A 14678-nucleotide genomic window follows, 5' to 3' on the forward strand; every position below is an offset into this window, starting at 1 on the left:
CCTTTTTCATGCGAGGCTGAGTTTCAGCGCTCCATCGCCTTCATCCACGCGCACTCGTGATCCATCGGGCACTTCGCCCCGCAGAATCAGGTCCGCCAGCGGATCTTGCAGATACCGCTGCACCGCCCGCTTCAATGGCCGCGCGCCATAGACCGGATCATAACCGACCCGCCCCAGCCACGCCCGCGCGCCGTCCGTCAGGTCCAGCGTCACCTTGCGGTCCTTCAGCAGCTTGCCGATCCGCGCCACCTGGATGTCGACGATCGGCGCCATGTGGCTCGCGCCCAGCCGATGGAACAGGATCACCTCGTCCAGGCGGTTGAGGAACTCCGGCCGGAAATGCGCGCGGACGATGTCCATCACCTGATCTTCGACCTTCTCCACCGGTTCATCATCGGCAAGGCCCGCGATGAACTGGCTACCCAGGTTCGACGTCAGAACGATGATCGTGTTGGTGAAGTCCACCGTCCGGCCCTGCCCATCGGTCAGGCGGCCGTCGTCCAGCACCTGCAACAGCACATTGAACACGTCGCCATGCGCCTTCTCGACCTCATCGAACAGCACGACCTGATAGGGCCGCCGCCGCACCGCCTCGGTCAGCACGCCGCCCTCCTCATAGCCGACATAGCCCGGAGGCGCGCCGATCAGCCGCGCGACCGAATGTTTCTCCATGAACTCGCTCATGTCGATCCGCACCATCGCGCTGTCATCGTCGAACAGGAATCCGGCGAGCGCCTTGGTAAGCTCGGTCTTGCCGACGCCGGTCGGTCCCAGGAACAGGAACGACCCAAGCGGCCGGTTGGGGTCCTGCAAGCCCGCGCGCGAACGTCGCACTGCGGTTGACACGGCCTTCACCGCATCGGCCTGCCCGATCACGCGCTTTCCGAGTTCCTCCTCCATGGCCAGCAGCTTCTCGCGCTCACCCTCCATCATCTTGTCGACGGGAATGCCGGTCCAGCGTGACACGACGGAGGCGATATCCTCACTCGTCACTTCCTCGCGCAGCATCGCGTCTTCGGTCGCGCCCTCTACTTCGGCGATCTTGCGCTCCAGTTCAGGGATGCGGCCATAGGCAAGCTCGCCCGCCTTGGTGAGGTCGCCGGCTCGCTGCGCCTGCTCCAGCTCGACGCGCGCGGCTTCGAGCTGTTCCTTCAGCTTGCTCTCGCCCGCGATCTTGTCCTTCTCCGCCTGCCAGCGCTGCGTCAGCGCGGCTGATTGCTCCTCCAGATTGGCCAAGTCTTCCTCGAGCGCCTCCAACCGATCTTTTGATGCCTTGTCAGTCTCCTTGCGCAGAGCTTCGCGCTCGATCTTGAGCTGGATGATCCGCCGGTCGAGCGTCTCAATCTCCTCGGGCTTGCTCTCCACTTCCATCCGGAGCCGCGAAGCCGCTTCGTCCATCAGGTCGATCGCCTTGTCCGGTAGGAAACGGTCGGTGATGTAGCGGTTGCTGAGCGTTGCCGCTGACACGATCGCGCCATCGGTTATCCGCACGCCATGGTGCAGCTCATATTTCTCCTTAAGCCCGCGCAGGATGGAGATGGTGTCCTCCACCGTCGGTTCACCCACGAACACGGGCTGAAACCGCCGCTGGAGCGCAGGGTCCTTCTCGACATATTTGCGATATTCATCGAGCGTCGTCGCGCCAATGCAGTGCAACTCGCCACGCGCGAGGGCAGGCTTCAAGAGGTTGCCCGCGTCCATCGCGCCCTCAGACTTGCCCGCGCCGATAAGCGTGTGCATCTCGTCAATGAACAGGACGATCTGGCCTTCGCCAGCTTTCACCTCGTCAAGGACGCCCTTGAGGCGCTCTTCAAATTCGCCGCGATATTTGGCGCCCGCGATCAGCGACCCCATGTCGAGCGCCATCAGCGTACGGTCCTTCAGAGTGTCGGGCACGTCCCCATTGGCGATGCGCAGCGCGAGGCCTTCGGCGATCGCGGTCTTGCCAACGCCAGGGTCGCCGATCAGCACAGGATTATTCTTGGTCCGCCGCGCCAGAATTTGAATCGTCCGCCGGATTTCCTCGTCCCTGCCGATCACGGGATCGAGCTTGCCCTCCCGCGCCGCCTCGGTCAGGTCACGCGCGAATTTCTTGAGCGCGTCGTAACGATCTTCCGCGCCAGCAGTATCGGCGGTGCGCCCACCGCGCAGATTGTTGATCGCCGCGTTCAGTGCCTCCGCCTTCACGCCCGCTGCGGTCAGCGCCTTGCCCGCCATGCTCGTGGTTGCCAGCGTCAGCGCCAGCAACAGCCGTTCGACCGTCACGAAGCTGTCGCCAGCCTTCGCCGCCACCTGCTCCGCGCTGTCCAGCACCCGCACGGCATCATTGTCGAGCCCCGGCGTCTGCTGCGCCCCGCTGCCCGAAACGGCAGGCACCTTGGCCAAAGCCGCATCGGTTTCGCGTAATGCTACCGCCGGATCGCCGCCCGCCGCCTTGATAAGGCCGGACGCCATGCCCTGATTGTCTTCCAACAACGCCTTGAGCAGATGCTCGGGACTTATCCGCTGATGGCTCATACGGATCGCGACGGTCTGCGCCGACTGGAGGAATCCCTTGGCGCGATCAGTGAATTTATCGAGGTTCATAAGAAGCCCTTCGTGAAACTTGCCACGATGTAATGTTGCATAAAAGCAACACAAGAGGCGCTACGCAAATATCCTTGCCATCGTTCAAAAATCCACCACGAACCCGTTTGCTCCAACGTGGACCGCCATCGCCAGGTAGGCGATGCCTGTTGCGCCGTCGACCTTCGCCGCTATGTTGCTGCAATCCCTGGCCGGTTCTGCGGCTATGACCCCGACCTTGATGAGGGCGCTTCATGAGATTCTTCCCCCGTCCGTTGACGCTCGGCCTTTGCTCCTTGGCTTTCACGGCCATGGCAGTTTCGGTCCCGGCCATATCGGCTGCTCCGGCGAAAACGGATGCAGCGGCACCCGCGGCGCTCTCTAGCTTAGTCGCAGCCGTGAATATTCCCTATGAGCAGTTCACGCTGAAGAATGGCCTTCGCGTGATCGTTCATACCGACCGGAAGGCGCCCGTCGTCGCCGTGTCGGTCTGGTATCATGTGGGTTCGCGCTTTGAACCGGCAGGCAAGACCGGCTTTGCCCATTTGTTCGAACATCTGATGTTCTACGGCTCCGAAAATGCGGACGGCCCTTTCTTCGGGCGCCTGGAGGATATAGGCGCGACCGATTGGAACGGGACGACCTGGTTCGACCGCACCAATTATTTCGAAACGGTCCCGACGGGTGCGCTCGACCGCGCGCTGTTTCTTGAAGCCGACCGCATGGGCCATCTGCTCGGCGCGGTAACGCAGGCGAAGTTGGATACGCAGCGCGGCGTCGTTCAGAATGAAAAGCGCATGGGCGAAAACCAGCCTTACGGCCTTGTCGAATATGCTCAGCTTGCCGCCATGTTGCCGGTAGGCCATCCCTATCGTCACTCGACCATCGGTTCGATGGCTGACCTGAACGCGGCCAGCCTGGCGGACGTGCAGAACTGGTTCAAAACCCATTATGGGCCCAACAACGCCGTTCTGGTGCTTGCTGGCGACATCGATGTGGCGACGGCGAAGGCAAAGGTGGAGAAATGGTTTGGAGCCATTCCATCCGGCCCGGTTCCAAAGGATGTGGATGCGACCGTCCCAACCTTGCCGCGAGACGCTGAAAAGCTGATGCACGACAATGTCGCGGCGACCCGGCTCTATCGCAACTGGATCGTGCCCGGCGTCAATTCCGCCGACCTGCCACAGCTGGCCCTCGCGATGGCGTTGTTTGGCGGACTCAAATCATCGCGGCTGGATAATATCCTGGTGCGCGGCGAAAAAGTCGCCGTAGGCGTGAGCGCAAGCATCCAGCCTTTTGAAAAGCTGAGCATCGCCGAAATTACGGTCGATGTGAAACCGGGGCAGGATGCTGCGGCCGTGGGTAGGCGGCTCGACCAGTTGCTGGCCGACTATCTTGCCAAGGGGCCGACCGCCGATGAGGTGCAACGCGCGGCCACCCGTCAGCTTTCCGGCACGATCGGCGGTCTTGAGAAAGTCGGCGGATTCAGCGGCAAGGCTGTGACCCTGGCGGAAGGCGCCGTTTATTCCGGCGATCCGGGGAAATATAAGAAGGACCTTGCGCTCTATGCAGCGGCAACACCGCAGTCCGTCGGTGCGGCTGCCCGGAAATGGCTGGGGCGGCCAGTGTTGCGCCTGACCGTGGCACCGGGTGAGCGCTCGGCTGAAGATAATGCGCTTGCGGGCAACGCGACCCATCGCCCTGCCTTCTTCCGGGACCCGAAGAAGCCCGCCCCCTCCGCTGGCACGCCGCCGCCGCCAACCAAGGTCCCTGAACCTGCCATTGAGCCAGTCAAGGACTTGGAGTTTCCAGATGTGGAGCATGCCACCTTGAAGAATGGGATTCCCATCCTGTTCGCGCGCCGGGCGACCGTGCCGGTGGTCCGAGTATCGGTTGCGTTCGACGCGGGTAATGCCGCCGATGACAAGGCAAAGCTAGGCACGGCCGGACTGGTGACTGCCTTGCTGGATGAAGGGACCAGGAGCCGCAACTCCATCCAGATCGCCGAGGAGCAGGAGAGGCTGGGCGCATCGATAAGCGCGGGCAACGGCATGGATACGACCAATGTCGGCCTCTATGCGTTGAAGCCCAATCTGGACGCGTCGCTCGAACTGCTGGCGGACCTGATCCGCAATCCCGCTTTCGATCCGAAAGAGGTGGAGCGGCTGCGCGGTCAAGTGCTGACGCGGATCGCTGCTGAAAAGACCGAGCCGATGCCGATTGCGCAGCGCCTGCTGCCGCCGCTCCTCTATGGGCAGGCGCACCCCTATGGCATCCCGTTCACGGGATCGGGAACGGAAAGCGGCGTAGAGGCGGTGACGCGGGCGGACTTGGCCGCCTTCCACGGCAAATGGATCCGGCCCGACAATGCGACCATTTTCGTGACGGGCGACACGACATTGGCCGAGATCCTGCCGCTGCTGGAGAAGCGCTTTGGCGACTGGAAATCTCCGCAGGGAGAGAGGGGCAGCAAGCTGTTTCGCATGGACAGGATGATGCGGCCAGCACGGATCATCTTGGTCGACAAGCCGCAAAGCCCCCAGTCTCTGATCCTGGCCGGACTGCTCACGGGCAAGCGCGGGACCGACAATCCGCTGACCCTGCTGACCGCCAATGAGGTGCTTGGCGGCAGTTCGACATCCCGACTTATCATGGATCTGCGCGAAACCAAGGGGTGGGCCTATTCCGCCGGCACCGCCATGCCGGGAGTCAAGGAAACGATCCCGCTGCTCGTCTATGCGCCGGTGCAAACCGACAAGACTGGCGATTCGATCATTGCCGCGCGCAAGGACATCGCCGAATTCCTGACGAGCAAGGGCACGACGGCCGCCGAACGGAACCAGACGATCAACAGCCAGATCCTGTCTCTGCCGGGCAGTTTCGAAACCTCATCCGACCTGCTGGGCGCGATGATGCGCAACTGGCTGCTGGGGCGGCCCGATGACTTTTATGAAAAGCTGCCGGGGATATATCGGGCGATGACGCCCGTTGACCTGGACAAGGCGGCGCGTGAGGCGATCGATCCTGATCGGCTGATCTGGGTGGTGGTTGGTGACGCGAAACTGGTGCGGCCGCAGCTTGACGCTGTCGGGCTGCCGGTCGAGACGGGCACGCTCGCGGATTGAGGGTTGATAAGGAGAATGAAGATGGCAGGTGTCGATGGAGCTTATGATTGCGTGGCGAAAACGCCGCTGGGTGAGCAGAAGGGCGTGCTGACCGTCATCAGCTCGGGCGACAGCTTTCACGGGACCTTCGCGGGCATGATGGGATCGCTGGATGTTGCCGAGGGCAAGGTTCAGGGGAACAAGCTCAGCTGGAAGATGAACATGACCATGCCGATGCCGATCACGATGGATTGTGAGGCGGAAGTCAGCGGAGACAGCATCAACGGGACGATGCAGTTGGGTGCGTTCGGGGCGGCTGGTTTTTCCGGGACGCGGCGGGTTTGAGCCACGGATTCCGGGAGTTTTGAAGCTCCCGGAATTTAAATGCATTAATGAAGTGGCGGATTAACGGGGTGCAGACTTGAACAGGGGTGTTAGTTAGCTATCTAAGCGCCATGTCGAGATCTGAAATGAAGCGGGCGCTGGCGCACAAGATGCCGCAGGTGGCGCGCAACTGGCGCATGTTGGCGGATGAGGCGCTGGCGGAGTTTCGCGTGTCCAACAGCGCGGGCTGGTGCCTGGTGCATCTTTCCAGGATGGAGCCGGAGACGCGGCAGGCGGACCTGGCTGAACAGCTGGGGATTACCCAACCGTCGCTGGTGCGTACGCTGGATCAGTTGGAGGCGATGGCCTTGGTAGAGCGAGTTCCCAACCCCGACGACAAGCGGTCGAACCGTATTACCCTCACTTCCACCGGCAAGGAACTGGCGGGCCGGATCGAAGAACGGCTCGACAATCTGCGCCGCGAACTGCTCGACGGCGTGCCGGACGCCGCGATCGAGATCACCGTAAACCTCATGGAGCTGCTCGGCCGCCGCATCGCCGAGCGCCGCCAACAGGCATGAGCGCGCGCTTCGGCTGGCCCGCGGCGCTTTTTTCCCTGAAATGTTTCGCGGCCAGCATGTTGGCGTTGTTCGTTGCGCTCAGCATCGGGCTGGAGCGCCCTATTGGGCGTTCCTGACATCCTATATCTCGTTCAACGCAAATAATTCGGTGCCCTCAGAATTCGCTCTACCTAAGTGCATAACGTCATATTGCCAGGATCGGTTGGCAACATGTTGCTAGCACGGTGAAGGCGATGTTCACTGATGCCGAACCATCATCGCATGACCCTTCTTTCGGCATCCAGTGGTGGGTTTGGAGTAGGGCGGAGCAGGCTGGCCCATGACGTTTAGCGAATTGCGACTGCTGTCCGTCTACTTGCTCTTCGACACCTCCCGCCTCGCCGCCACCCGGAAGATGGTGCGCGCGCCGCAAGATGATTTGACACAACTGCTGCGCCTGGGCGCGGCCGTCGAGGACAGGCTGGGGCGCTGAAAAGGCAAGTCCGCCCTCTAGCGAGCCAGGGTTTTGCGGCCGTCGGGGCGGTGTTCCTGGTGATGGGCGGTGGCTGGATGGGAAAGCATGCAGGAGCCCATGGACCTGTAACCAGCGGCTTAGGGCATACTCATATGAAGGGATAGTCATCCGGCACTGGATACAGGATCTCATTTTTTGGCGCTGCCCCGGTTAGCGACCGCTCTTTTAGTCCGGCGTGGTGCAAAAAGAGTCTAATGTGGATGCTGGCGATGGGTGGCGGGATTTCTGCCCCAGATTTTTAAGCTTAGCGGATCGCTACAAGGAGGCCTTTGCACTCCTTGTTCCTAGGAAGGCTTTCTTCTCTGGGAAAATAGCGATGAGATGCTTAATGCCCTGCATATCGTCAGTCGCACTCCGACGAAGGGATCTGCTAGCGAGATCATGCCGACGACACCGCCCTAGGCCATGCGGATATCCCGCAAGGTCTTGCTAGAGCGACTGCCCGTCGTCGGCTGTCTTTACCGGACAGCGGACACGACGTTTTCGGGATGATTCAATTGGTCACAGTCCAAGACATGTACAGCTTGTCGCACTACGGAATCCGCCTGAAGACCCTCCAGACATCCCTTAATGCGGACTGCTTCATCCCTATAGTTAGATCCCATTTTTTCTACTCCTTTCAGAATTTGTTCAGGAGCTAAATTTCTTATGTCAAAGACATATTCCTGTTGTTGGAAAAGTGCTGCGAGGTCATCATATTTTTTGGCCCATCCGAGTATCACCGCCGGGACGCCACTTCTGTAAGCAAATACCACTGAGTGATAGCGCGACGCGACCACATATTTAAACTGCGCGATGATATCTATCAGATCTGGACTTGAATATTCCCCGGAAATAATATTGACCTTCTGATCGCTCTTCGTCCTGCTGACGATTTGTGTAGCAAGATCGGTATCAGCGGTCGAGGTGCACAGGATATATACCTGCTCGCCATTGGCCAGCAATTTTCTTAGCAATTCTGCATATAAATCAAGAACGTCGGAGCCCTCTCCCTTTCGAAAAACATTTTTATTTATTATGAAGCCGACAGAGTTTTTAATTGGTAACTCCGTCGCAGCATTGCTCTTCTGAACGAGAATTTGGTGAGCTTCTGGAAAATGTTTTTCCCTGATCACCATGTCGGCCGATAGCTCGACATTAGCTAGCCCCAAGGAGGTGAGGCATTCATAACCTTCGTGCTCGCGCGCGTAAATTTTCAAGGGGTATGACAGCTCTTTCTTCATCTCTTCAGTGAAGGCTGAGTCATCTTTTTCTCCCCAGTCAAATGGTCCAAAGCTTTGCGGCATCAATATGATTTTCTTGTTGTATCGCTTGGAAATTCTTATTGTATCCAGCAATACTCTTCCGCTTTGCTTGGGCCAGCCGGATCCAAGTGCGTATCCACTAGCGTCGAAGATGGCGTCTGCGCTTTGAAGTGCTTTTATCATCTGCGGGATTTTGCCTTGCCACTTATTGTTTTTCCGCAAGCGGCTCAAGATTGCGGTCATCATCGTTGTCAATAGTGGAACTTTGTCCAGACGATATTTGAAAACAGAGCGGGTATAGTCGTCATAAGGCATGAGAGGATATGTATATTGTTCAGGAAAGTCATATTTATTGGCGAAGCCAATTACTTGGCAATCATTGTAGATAGACTTTAAAGAATTTCTCAGCGACACGAACATCGCCTGCGATCCTTTGTTTCTCATCTGTATGCCGGTTATGATGAACGTTTTCATATGACCTAACACCCCGTTGATAAATGATCAGTTTAAACGCGTCGGACAGGCGGCACGCGAAGTGGCTGACGATTGTTTGGGTCGACCTCGCCCCGCCTGAAGAGCGTCCACTATTTGGAGTCTGCCCGGTCCACAGGGTTCAGCAGCTGTACGAGAAGCTTCACATCGGGCGAGTGCCGGCGGAGGCGGGTCGGCTGCTTCAGGCGTGTAGAGGTGAGAATTGAATTTCTCGCCAACGATCCTGCCAGCACCCTCCTCGCTGAACTGCGACAGATGCCAACTGTCTCCGCGCCTATATCCTTTGGTAAAATAGTGCAGCTCCCGATCAGGCATGTAAATTGCCGGGTCGGACTGCCGCTGGGTCTGAAGACAGGTAGTAACCGATTTCGCTGCCCCGATGATAATGAAGTCAATATTGTCAAATTGCATCCGGTTCTGGCCTCTAGCTGTCGCGGGTGGACACGACTTCGGCGGCTCGGCACTAACGGTTCGATCCATATAGCCAGCGTTGCGCATTCTTAAGGGATACCGCCGACGCTCACAGCTGAGTGCAAGCGCCAGCGCTCGCCTTGCTGCACATGCTGGACGCTTTTGCCGAGGATCGCTGAAACGCGCTGCACACTAACTCCTAAAGCGGGGATAACATAGTTCAGCGGCGCTCCAGGCGCTAAGTGCGCTTTAGAGTTAGGCCCGGGCTCATTAGCAAATAGCCTAACCCGATTTTCCTCACATGTGTTTAGAGCGCTCACCCGAAGGGAGGACGGGTGATGTGGTGTCGGACGCGAAGATATCGAACTAGAAGCCAGTATGGCGGCCCGGAAATATTTGAGGCGAACGCGTACCCAATAATGAAATTGTCGAGCGCCCATGCGGAGTCGATCGAGGCTTGATCAAAAACTGACCCGCCCTCTTATCCTTGGGTCAAGAAGGGGCGTGATGCTGCCGGTCTAGTCGGGCGAACAGCAATCGCCGTTACGGTTTCTAATCTTGGTAAGCCTCTGTACGTCTTGGTTTAAGCCCTGATTGCAGCCCTGTTTCGTTCGGTGATCTCATGGCCTGCGGCCTGTCCGGCCGGAGCAGTCAGGCAGGCTTCGATCAGCCTTTCCCAACGCGCGACAATGGACGGGGAACTGTAGGTCCGGGCAACCCGTGCGGCGCTGGCGCCGAGGCGGGCGGCCAGGTCAGGATTTTCGATCAGCCGAATCATCGCCTCCGCCAGCGCCGCCGGATTGTCCTGCGGCACGAGCAAGCCGTTCCTTCCGTCCTGCACCAGCTCCACAGGGCCGAAAGGGCAATCGGTCGCTATTACCGGCATGCCCGCAGCCATCGCCTCGCCTAGCACGTTGGGAAAGCCTTCATAGCGCGATGAGAGAATGAAGAGGGATGCGCTTTCGATCCATTGGCCCGGACGCTTGCTCAATCCGCGCAGATCAGCCCGGCCGATAAGTCCTAGCCTAGCTATGCGGGCAAGAAGTTCATCCCGGTTCTCCCCCTCGCCCCAGATGTCGAGTTGCCAGTCCGGATGGAGCGGCGCGACCTTCGCAAAAGCTTCGATCAAAGTATCGAAACCCTTCTGCTCCGTCAGCCGCCCGGCAGCCGTGATCCGCTTGTCGGCAAACGCCGCGGGCCGCCACGGCAGGCGCTCTATGGGGTTGCTGATCACGACGGCCTTGCGCTGCAACCGAGCCGGCAACATAGCGGCGCTCGCCGCCGTCTGAAGGACGATGGCCGCGGCGCGGGGGAAGAGAGCGGCCACCCCCATCCTCCAAAGGCGATTCATAGGCTGCCGCAGCATGTTGTTCCGCTCAGACACGATGACAGGCACGTCCAGGCCGATCGTTGCCGTGAGCGATATCACATTGATCTTTGTGAGGAAGCTGATGACGATGTCGGGCACCAGCCGCCGAATCGTCCGCCGCAGCGCGATCATCCGGCGAGCCGACCGGAAGGCGGCTGGCGCGGCCTCGTCACCTAGCCGGTGAAAGCCGGTTCCTGGCGCGAAATCATGGTAGATCGGTTCGCTCTCCCTATCGAAGGCAACGATTGAGATCTGGGCCCCGGCATCCATCAGATGCGCGGCCAGTTTCGCGATCACTCGTTCTGCGCCGCCGGCTCCCAGGCTGGAGATGACGAAGAGGATGTGGCGGCCCGCCAGCGCTGAGGACGAAGCCGTGCTGAGTGGGCTCATGCGCGCACGTTCGGGTAGCGTTGTGTCGCCGAGATATTGGCATAACGATCCATGCGCCGGGCTCCTTCACCATTCGACGCCCGATCATTGCACAACGCAGTTCCGTGCGAAGGCGTGAAAAGGTGGTACCTAGAATGAGGTGTCGGACCTGGACGGGGCCTCAGACTGGTATCGCCGGTGCTCCGCCGGATGAGTGGTTGTTTTTTAGCCGCGCTTCATGGCCTCAATATTGGACAGTGACCGTCACCGCGCGGCGGTTCTGTGCCCAAGCGGCTTCGTCCGAACCGAGCGCGGCGGGGCGTTCCTTGCCATAGCTCACGGTGTTGATGCGGCTGGGGTCGATGCCGAGCGAGGCGAGATAGTTTTTCGCGGCGTTGGCGCGGCGGTCGCCCAGCGCGATATTATAGTCGCGGGTGCCGCGCTCGTCGGCATGGCCTTCGATCGTGACGCGGACATTGGGGTTCTGCTGGAGCCAGGCGGCCTGGCTTTGCAGCGTCTGCTGGTCCTGCGCGTCGACATCATATTGGTCGGTGTCGAAGAAGATGCGATCCGACGAGACGGAGGCGACGAAATCTTCCTGGCTGCCCTTGACCGGGGCGCCCGTGCCGGTGCCCGTGCCGGTCCCGGTCTGCGCGCTGCTGTCGGTCGCGGGCGGGGGCGGCAAATCCTTGGGCGCTTTCTTGCCACAGGCGGCGAGCGCCAGGACCGAGACGGCGATGAGGAGGGGGCGGTTGAGTTTCATCAGGGGTCTCCTTGAAGAGCATAGGGTCGTTACGTCTGCGCGACGATGTTGTTCCCGATCAGGGGAGCAGCGGACCCCAGGCGGGGTCTGAACCGCTGAGCGGAGTGGGGATGCGGCGTTCGTTGACGCCGGTCAGGTCGACTTGCCATACCTGGCTGGTGCCTTCGCGCCCGGCGGTGGTGCGGAAATATTGCAGGACGCGGCCGTTGGGCGACCAGGTGGGCTGCTCATCCTGCCAGCCATTGGTGAGGATGCGTTCATTGCCGCCGTCCGGCGTCATGACGGCGATCTTGAAGTCGCCGCTGATCTTGGTGAAGGCGATGAGGTCGCCGCGCGGGCTCCATTCGGGTGTCGCATAGCGGCCGCCGCCATGGCTGATGCGGCGCTGGCTCGAGCCATCGGCGTTCATGACATAGATTTGCTGGCTGCCCGAACGGTCGCTTTCGAACACGATGCGGGTGCCGTCGGGCGAATAGCTGCCGCCGACGTCGATGCCCGGCGCGGTGGTGAGGCGGACGGGTTGGCCGCCCTGCGCCGAGACGCGGTAGATGTCGGTATTGCCCGCGACCGCCATGGAAAAGAGGATGTTGCGGCCGTCGGGCGACCAGCGCGGGGCGAAGGTCGCGTTGTTGCTTTCGGTGACGAGCCGCTGACGCCCGGTGCCGATGTCATAGACATAGATGCGCACGCGGCTGCCGATATAGCTCACATAGACGATCGATTTGTAGTCGGGTGAGAAGCGCGGGGTGAGCGCGATCGACTGGCCGTTGGTGATGAAGCGGTGGTTGGCGCCATCGCTGTCCATGATGGCGAGGCGCTTGGTACGGTTTCCCTTGGGGCCGCTTTCCGCGATATAGGCGATGCGGCTGTCGAAGAAGGGGCTTTCGCCCGACAGGCGGGCATAGATGGCGTCGGCGCATTTATGCGCGGCGCGGCGCCAGTCGCGCGGGGCGACCACATAGCCCTGGCGGGTCAGTTCCTGCTTCAACGCGACGTCGTAGAGGTAGCAGCCGACCGTGATGTCGGCTTCCCCGCCAGTGGTGCGGACGAAGCCCTGCACCAGCGCCTGGTAAGCGCCCCATTTGTCATAGGCGGGATTGGTGACTTCCGGGAAGCCGATGGCGGGAATGCCGGCCGGGCCGGATGGATCGAACAGGCCCGATCCCTTGAGGTCCGTGGCGATCACTTCGGCGATCTTGCGGCCAAGTTCGGATGACGAGCCAGCGGGCGTCGATACTTCGGCCTGCGGCGGCAGGGCGGGCACGACGATCTTGAGGTTGCTGTCGATCTCGCCCGTCACATCGACCGACAGCTGCGCCATCGCAGGGCTGGCAAAGGCTGCGCAAAGGGCGAGCAGTGCGGTTATTCCAAAGCTTCTCATCGCGCTTTCCTTGCGTAGACTCTCAACGGTTTGAGCCATTTCCATTGTTCATAATATTCGTCCGGCAGCCCCTGGAAAGGGGAAGCCTGCATAACCGCCTGCACGGCGCGTTCCTTGTAGATGGAGACCTGTGGCTTGTTGCTGGCGGTCTGGCCCTGCACGTCGATGACTTCGGGCCTGCCGATCACCCGGCCGTTGCGGTCGATCTTCACCTCCAGGAAAGCCACCAGCTGCTCGACATCCGCGCCGGAAGGGAGCTTCAGGTGCCGGTAGATCTGGTCCCCGATCAAACGGTCGAGCGCGGCCTTTTGCGCGGGGCCCATCGCGGCGGCGGGCGGCGGCGCGGCCTTGCGCGGGGCGTCGGCTTCGGTGTCGATGCCCTTGAGGAAATCCTTGCCGAGCAGCGATCCCTTGGGCTTTTCCGCCTTGCCCTGACCGGATGCGCGGGCCGGGGCATCAGGTTTCGCCTTGGCAGCAGGCTTTTGCGCTGACTTGGCTGGAGCGGGTTTAGCGGCGGCGGCGGGCTTCGCCTTGGCTGGCGTAGGCTTGGCCGCTGGCTTTTCGGGCGCGGGCTTGGGCTTTGGCTTGGCCTTGGCCACGTCCTTCTTCGCCGGAGCGGGTTCGGGCTTGGCGGGAGCAGGCTTCTCCACCTTCTTGGGTGGAGCAGGCTTTGGCGGCGGCGGCGCGGGCGAAGGCTCCGGCTCGGGAACAGGCGCGGGCTCTGGAACGGGCGCAGGGGCCGCGTCCTCGGTCGGTCCCTCTTCCGGCGCGACGCTGGGCGGGGGCGGCTGGGTCGAGATTTGCGGCGCGGTCGATTGGAGCGCCGCTTCATCCACCAGGCTGACGTCCATCGGCGGGGAGTTCAGCTTGAGCGGATTGGGCGTGGCCAGGAATCCGGCGGACAGCAGGCCGAACAGCAGGACATGTCCCGCCGTCGCGACGCCAAGGCCGATCTTCTCCGCGCGTTCCATCCGTTAAGTCCCTATGGCCCTATTCAGAACCGCCGCTGGCAGCGGCTTCGTCGCCGCCGGTGCTGACCAGCGCGACCTTGTTCAGACCGGCGCGGTTGAGTTCGCCCATCACGCGCATCACCCGGCCATAGTCGAGCCCGGTGTCGGCGCGCAGGAAGATCTGAGGCGGCTCGGCCTTGCCCGCATTGGCGGAAACGATCTCCGCCAGACGGTCTGGCAATTCAGCGTCGCTGATCTGCGTCTCGTCAATATAGAGGCCGCCGTCGCGATCGATCGAGACCACGGCTGGCTTGTCGTCCTGATCAAGGCCCTTGGCGCGGGTTTCGGGCAGGTTCACCGGCACGCCCGTGACGAGCAGCGGGGCAGTCACCATGAAGATGATGAGCAGAACCAGCATGACGTCCACCAAGGGCGTGACGTTGATGTCCGCCATCGGCGCGCGACCACGGCCACGGCGGTGGGATGGGGGGCCGGACATTGCCATTTACGCGATCTCCGCCGAATTCGTCATCCCAGCGAAAGCTGGGATCGCAGGCCGGATAGGGCGGAGGGTGAGGCACGAGATCCCAGCGTTGGCTAACGCCGCCCTT

At 61.0% G+C, this 14678-nt stretch carries 11 protein-coding genes and 1 pseudogene; 5 read left to right on the forward strand and 7 right to left on the reverse strand.

Annotated elements, in window-relative coordinates; genetic code table 11:
- Positions 1 to 6 precede the first annotated feature (6 nt).
- On the reverse strand, positions 7 to 2586 hold the full coding sequence (clpB, locus tag ACYU8T_RS11965; RefSeq protein WP_461159564.1) for an ATP-dependent chaperone ClpB: 2580 nt from the start codon (positions 2584 to 2586) through the stop codon (positions 7 to 9).
- Positions 2587 to 2819: 233 nt separating this feature from the next.
- Between clpB and ACYU8T_RS11970 the strand changes: the two genes are divergently transcribed.
- From ACYU8T_RS11970 to ACYU8T_RS11990, 5 genes and pseudogenes are all read left to right on the forward strand, one after another.
- Positions 2820 to 5690: a M16 family metallopeptidase gene (locus ACYU8T_RS11970; RefSeq protein ID WP_461159565.1), complete on the forward strand. Its 2871-nt coding sequence runs from the start codon at positions 2820 to 2822 to the stop codon at positions 5688 to 5690.
- A gap of 21 nt (positions 5691 to 5711) precedes the next feature.
- Positions 5712 to 6014: a hypothetical protein gene (locus ACYU8T_RS11975; RefSeq protein WP_097092627.1), complete on the forward strand. Its 303-nt coding sequence runs from the start codon at positions 5712 to 5714 to the stop codon at positions 6012 to 6014.
- A 110-nt stretch (positions 6015 to 6124) separates the two neighbouring features.
- Complete coding sequence (locus ACYU8T_RS11980; protein ID WP_461159566.1) at positions 6125 to 6574, forward strand: MarR family transcriptional regulator; 450 nt, start codon at positions 6125 to 6127, stop codon at positions 6572 to 6574.
- Positions 6571 to 6701: pseudogene (locus tag ACYU8T_RS11985) on the forward strand (FUSC family protein); the annotation flags it as partial. The gene ACYU8T_RS11980 and the pseudogene ACYU8T_RS11985, both read left to right, overlap by 4 nt.
- A gap of 192 nt (positions 6702 to 6893) precedes the next feature.
- Complete coding sequence (locus ACYU8T_RS11990) at positions 6894 to 7046, forward strand: hypothetical protein (RefSeq protein ID WP_461159567.1); 153 nt, start codon at positions 6894 to 6896, stop codon at positions 7044 to 7046.
- A gap of 500 nt (positions 7047 to 7546) precedes the next feature.
- On the opposite strand, the gene ACYU8T_RS11995 is transcribed toward ACYU8T_RS11990, so the two are convergent.
- The 6 genes from ACYU8T_RS11995 to tolR all read right to left on the reverse strand — a co-directional run bounded on the left by ACYU8T_RS11995 (position 7547) and on the right by tolR (position 14572).
- Positions 7547 to 8806: a polysaccharide pyruvyl transferase family protein gene (locus ACYU8T_RS11995; RefSeq protein WP_461159568.1), complete on the reverse strand. Its 1260-nt coding sequence runs from the start codon at positions 8804 to 8806 to the stop codon at positions 7547 to 7549.
- A gap of 1012 nt (positions 8807 to 9818) precedes the next feature.
- A complete protein-coding gene (locus tag ACYU8T_RS12000) occupies positions 9819 to 10994 on the reverse strand; it encodes a glycosyltransferase family 4 protein (protein WP_461159569.1) in 1176 nt (391 codons plus the stop codon).
- 223 nt (positions 10995 to 11217) lie between these two features.
- The gene (gene pal, locus ACYU8T_RS12005; protein WP_097090637.1) at positions 11218 to 11736 is read right to left on the reverse strand and encodes a peptidoglycan-associated lipoprotein Pal; all 519 of its coding nucleotides are present in this window, start codon (positions 11734 to 11736) and stop codon (positions 11218 to 11220) included.
- A gap of 58 nt (positions 11737 to 11794) precedes the next feature.
- Positions 11795 to 13117 (reverse strand): Tol-Pal system beta propeller repeat protein TolB, encoded by a 1323-nt coding sequence (gene tolB / locus ACYU8T_RS12010; protein WP_461159570.1) that lies wholly within the window; start codon positions 13115 to 13117, stop codon positions 11795 to 11797.
- Complete coding sequence (locus ACYU8T_RS12015; RefSeq protein ID WP_461159571.1) at positions 13114 to 14088, reverse strand: cell envelope biogenesis protein TolA; 975 nt, start codon at positions 14086 to 14088, stop codon at positions 13114 to 13116. Before ACYU8T_RS12015 ends, tolB begins: the two co-directional genes overlap by 4 nt.
- Positions 14089 to 14107: 19 nt before the next feature.
- Positions 14108 to 14572 carry a protein TolR gene (tolR, locus tag ACYU8T_RS12020; RefSeq protein ID WP_201515348.1) on the reverse strand — a complete coding sequence of 155 codons (465 nt, stop codon included), beginning with the start codon at positions 14570 to 14572 and terminating at the stop codon, positions 14108 to 14110.
- Positions 14573 to 14678: the final 106 nt, after the last annotated feature.

This window comes from Sphingobium sp. TomMM35A (assembly GCF_054771735.1).

Excerpts from the sequence above, each read along its gene's own strand:
- ACYU8T_RS11990 (WP_461159567.1), top strand. The coding sequence starts at position 6,894 with ATGACGTTTAGCGAATTGCGACTGCTGTCCGTCTACTTGCTCTTCGAC.
- ACYU8T_RS11975 (WP_097092627.1), top strand. The coding sequence starts at position 5,712 with ATGGCAGGTGTCGATGGAGCTTATGATTGCGTGGCGAAAACGCCGCTG.
- ACYU8T_RS11970 (WP_461159565.1), top strand. The coding sequence starts at position 2,820 with ATGAGATTCTTCCCCCGTCCGTTGACGCTCGGCCTTTGCTCCTTGGCT.
- ACYU8T_RS11995 (WP_461159568.1), bottom strand. The coding sequence starts at position 8,806 with ATGAAAACGTTCATCATAACCGGCATACAGATGAGAAACAAAGGATCG.
- ACYU8T_RS12000 (WP_461159569.1), bottom strand. The coding sequence starts at position 10,994 with ATGAGCCCACTCAGCACGGCTTCGTCCTCAGCGCTGGCGGGCCGCCAC.
- ACYU8T_RS12015 (WP_461159571.1), bottom strand. The coding sequence starts at position 14,088 with ATGGAACGCGCGGAGAAGATCGGCCTTGGCGTCGCGACGGCGGGACAT.
- clpB (WP_461159564.1), bottom strand. The coding sequence starts at position 2,586 with ATGAACCTCGATAAATTCACTGATCGCGCCAAGGGATTCCTCCAGTCG.
- ACYU8T_RS11980 (WP_461159566.1), top strand. The coding sequence starts at position 6,125 with ATGTCGAGATCTGAAATGAAGCGGGCGCTGGCGCACAAGATGCCGCAG.
- pal (WP_097090637.1), bottom strand. The coding sequence starts at position 11,736 with ATGAAACTCAACCGCCCCCTCCTCATCGCCGTCTCGGTCCTGGCGCTC.
- tolB (WP_461159570.1), bottom strand. The coding sequence starts at position 13,117 with ATGAGAAGCTTTGGAATAACCGCACTGCTCGCCCTTTGCGCAGCCTTT.
- tolR (WP_201515348.1), bottom strand. The coding sequence starts at position 14,572 with ATGGCAATGTCCGGCCCCCCATCCCACCGCCGTGGCCGTGGTCGCGCG.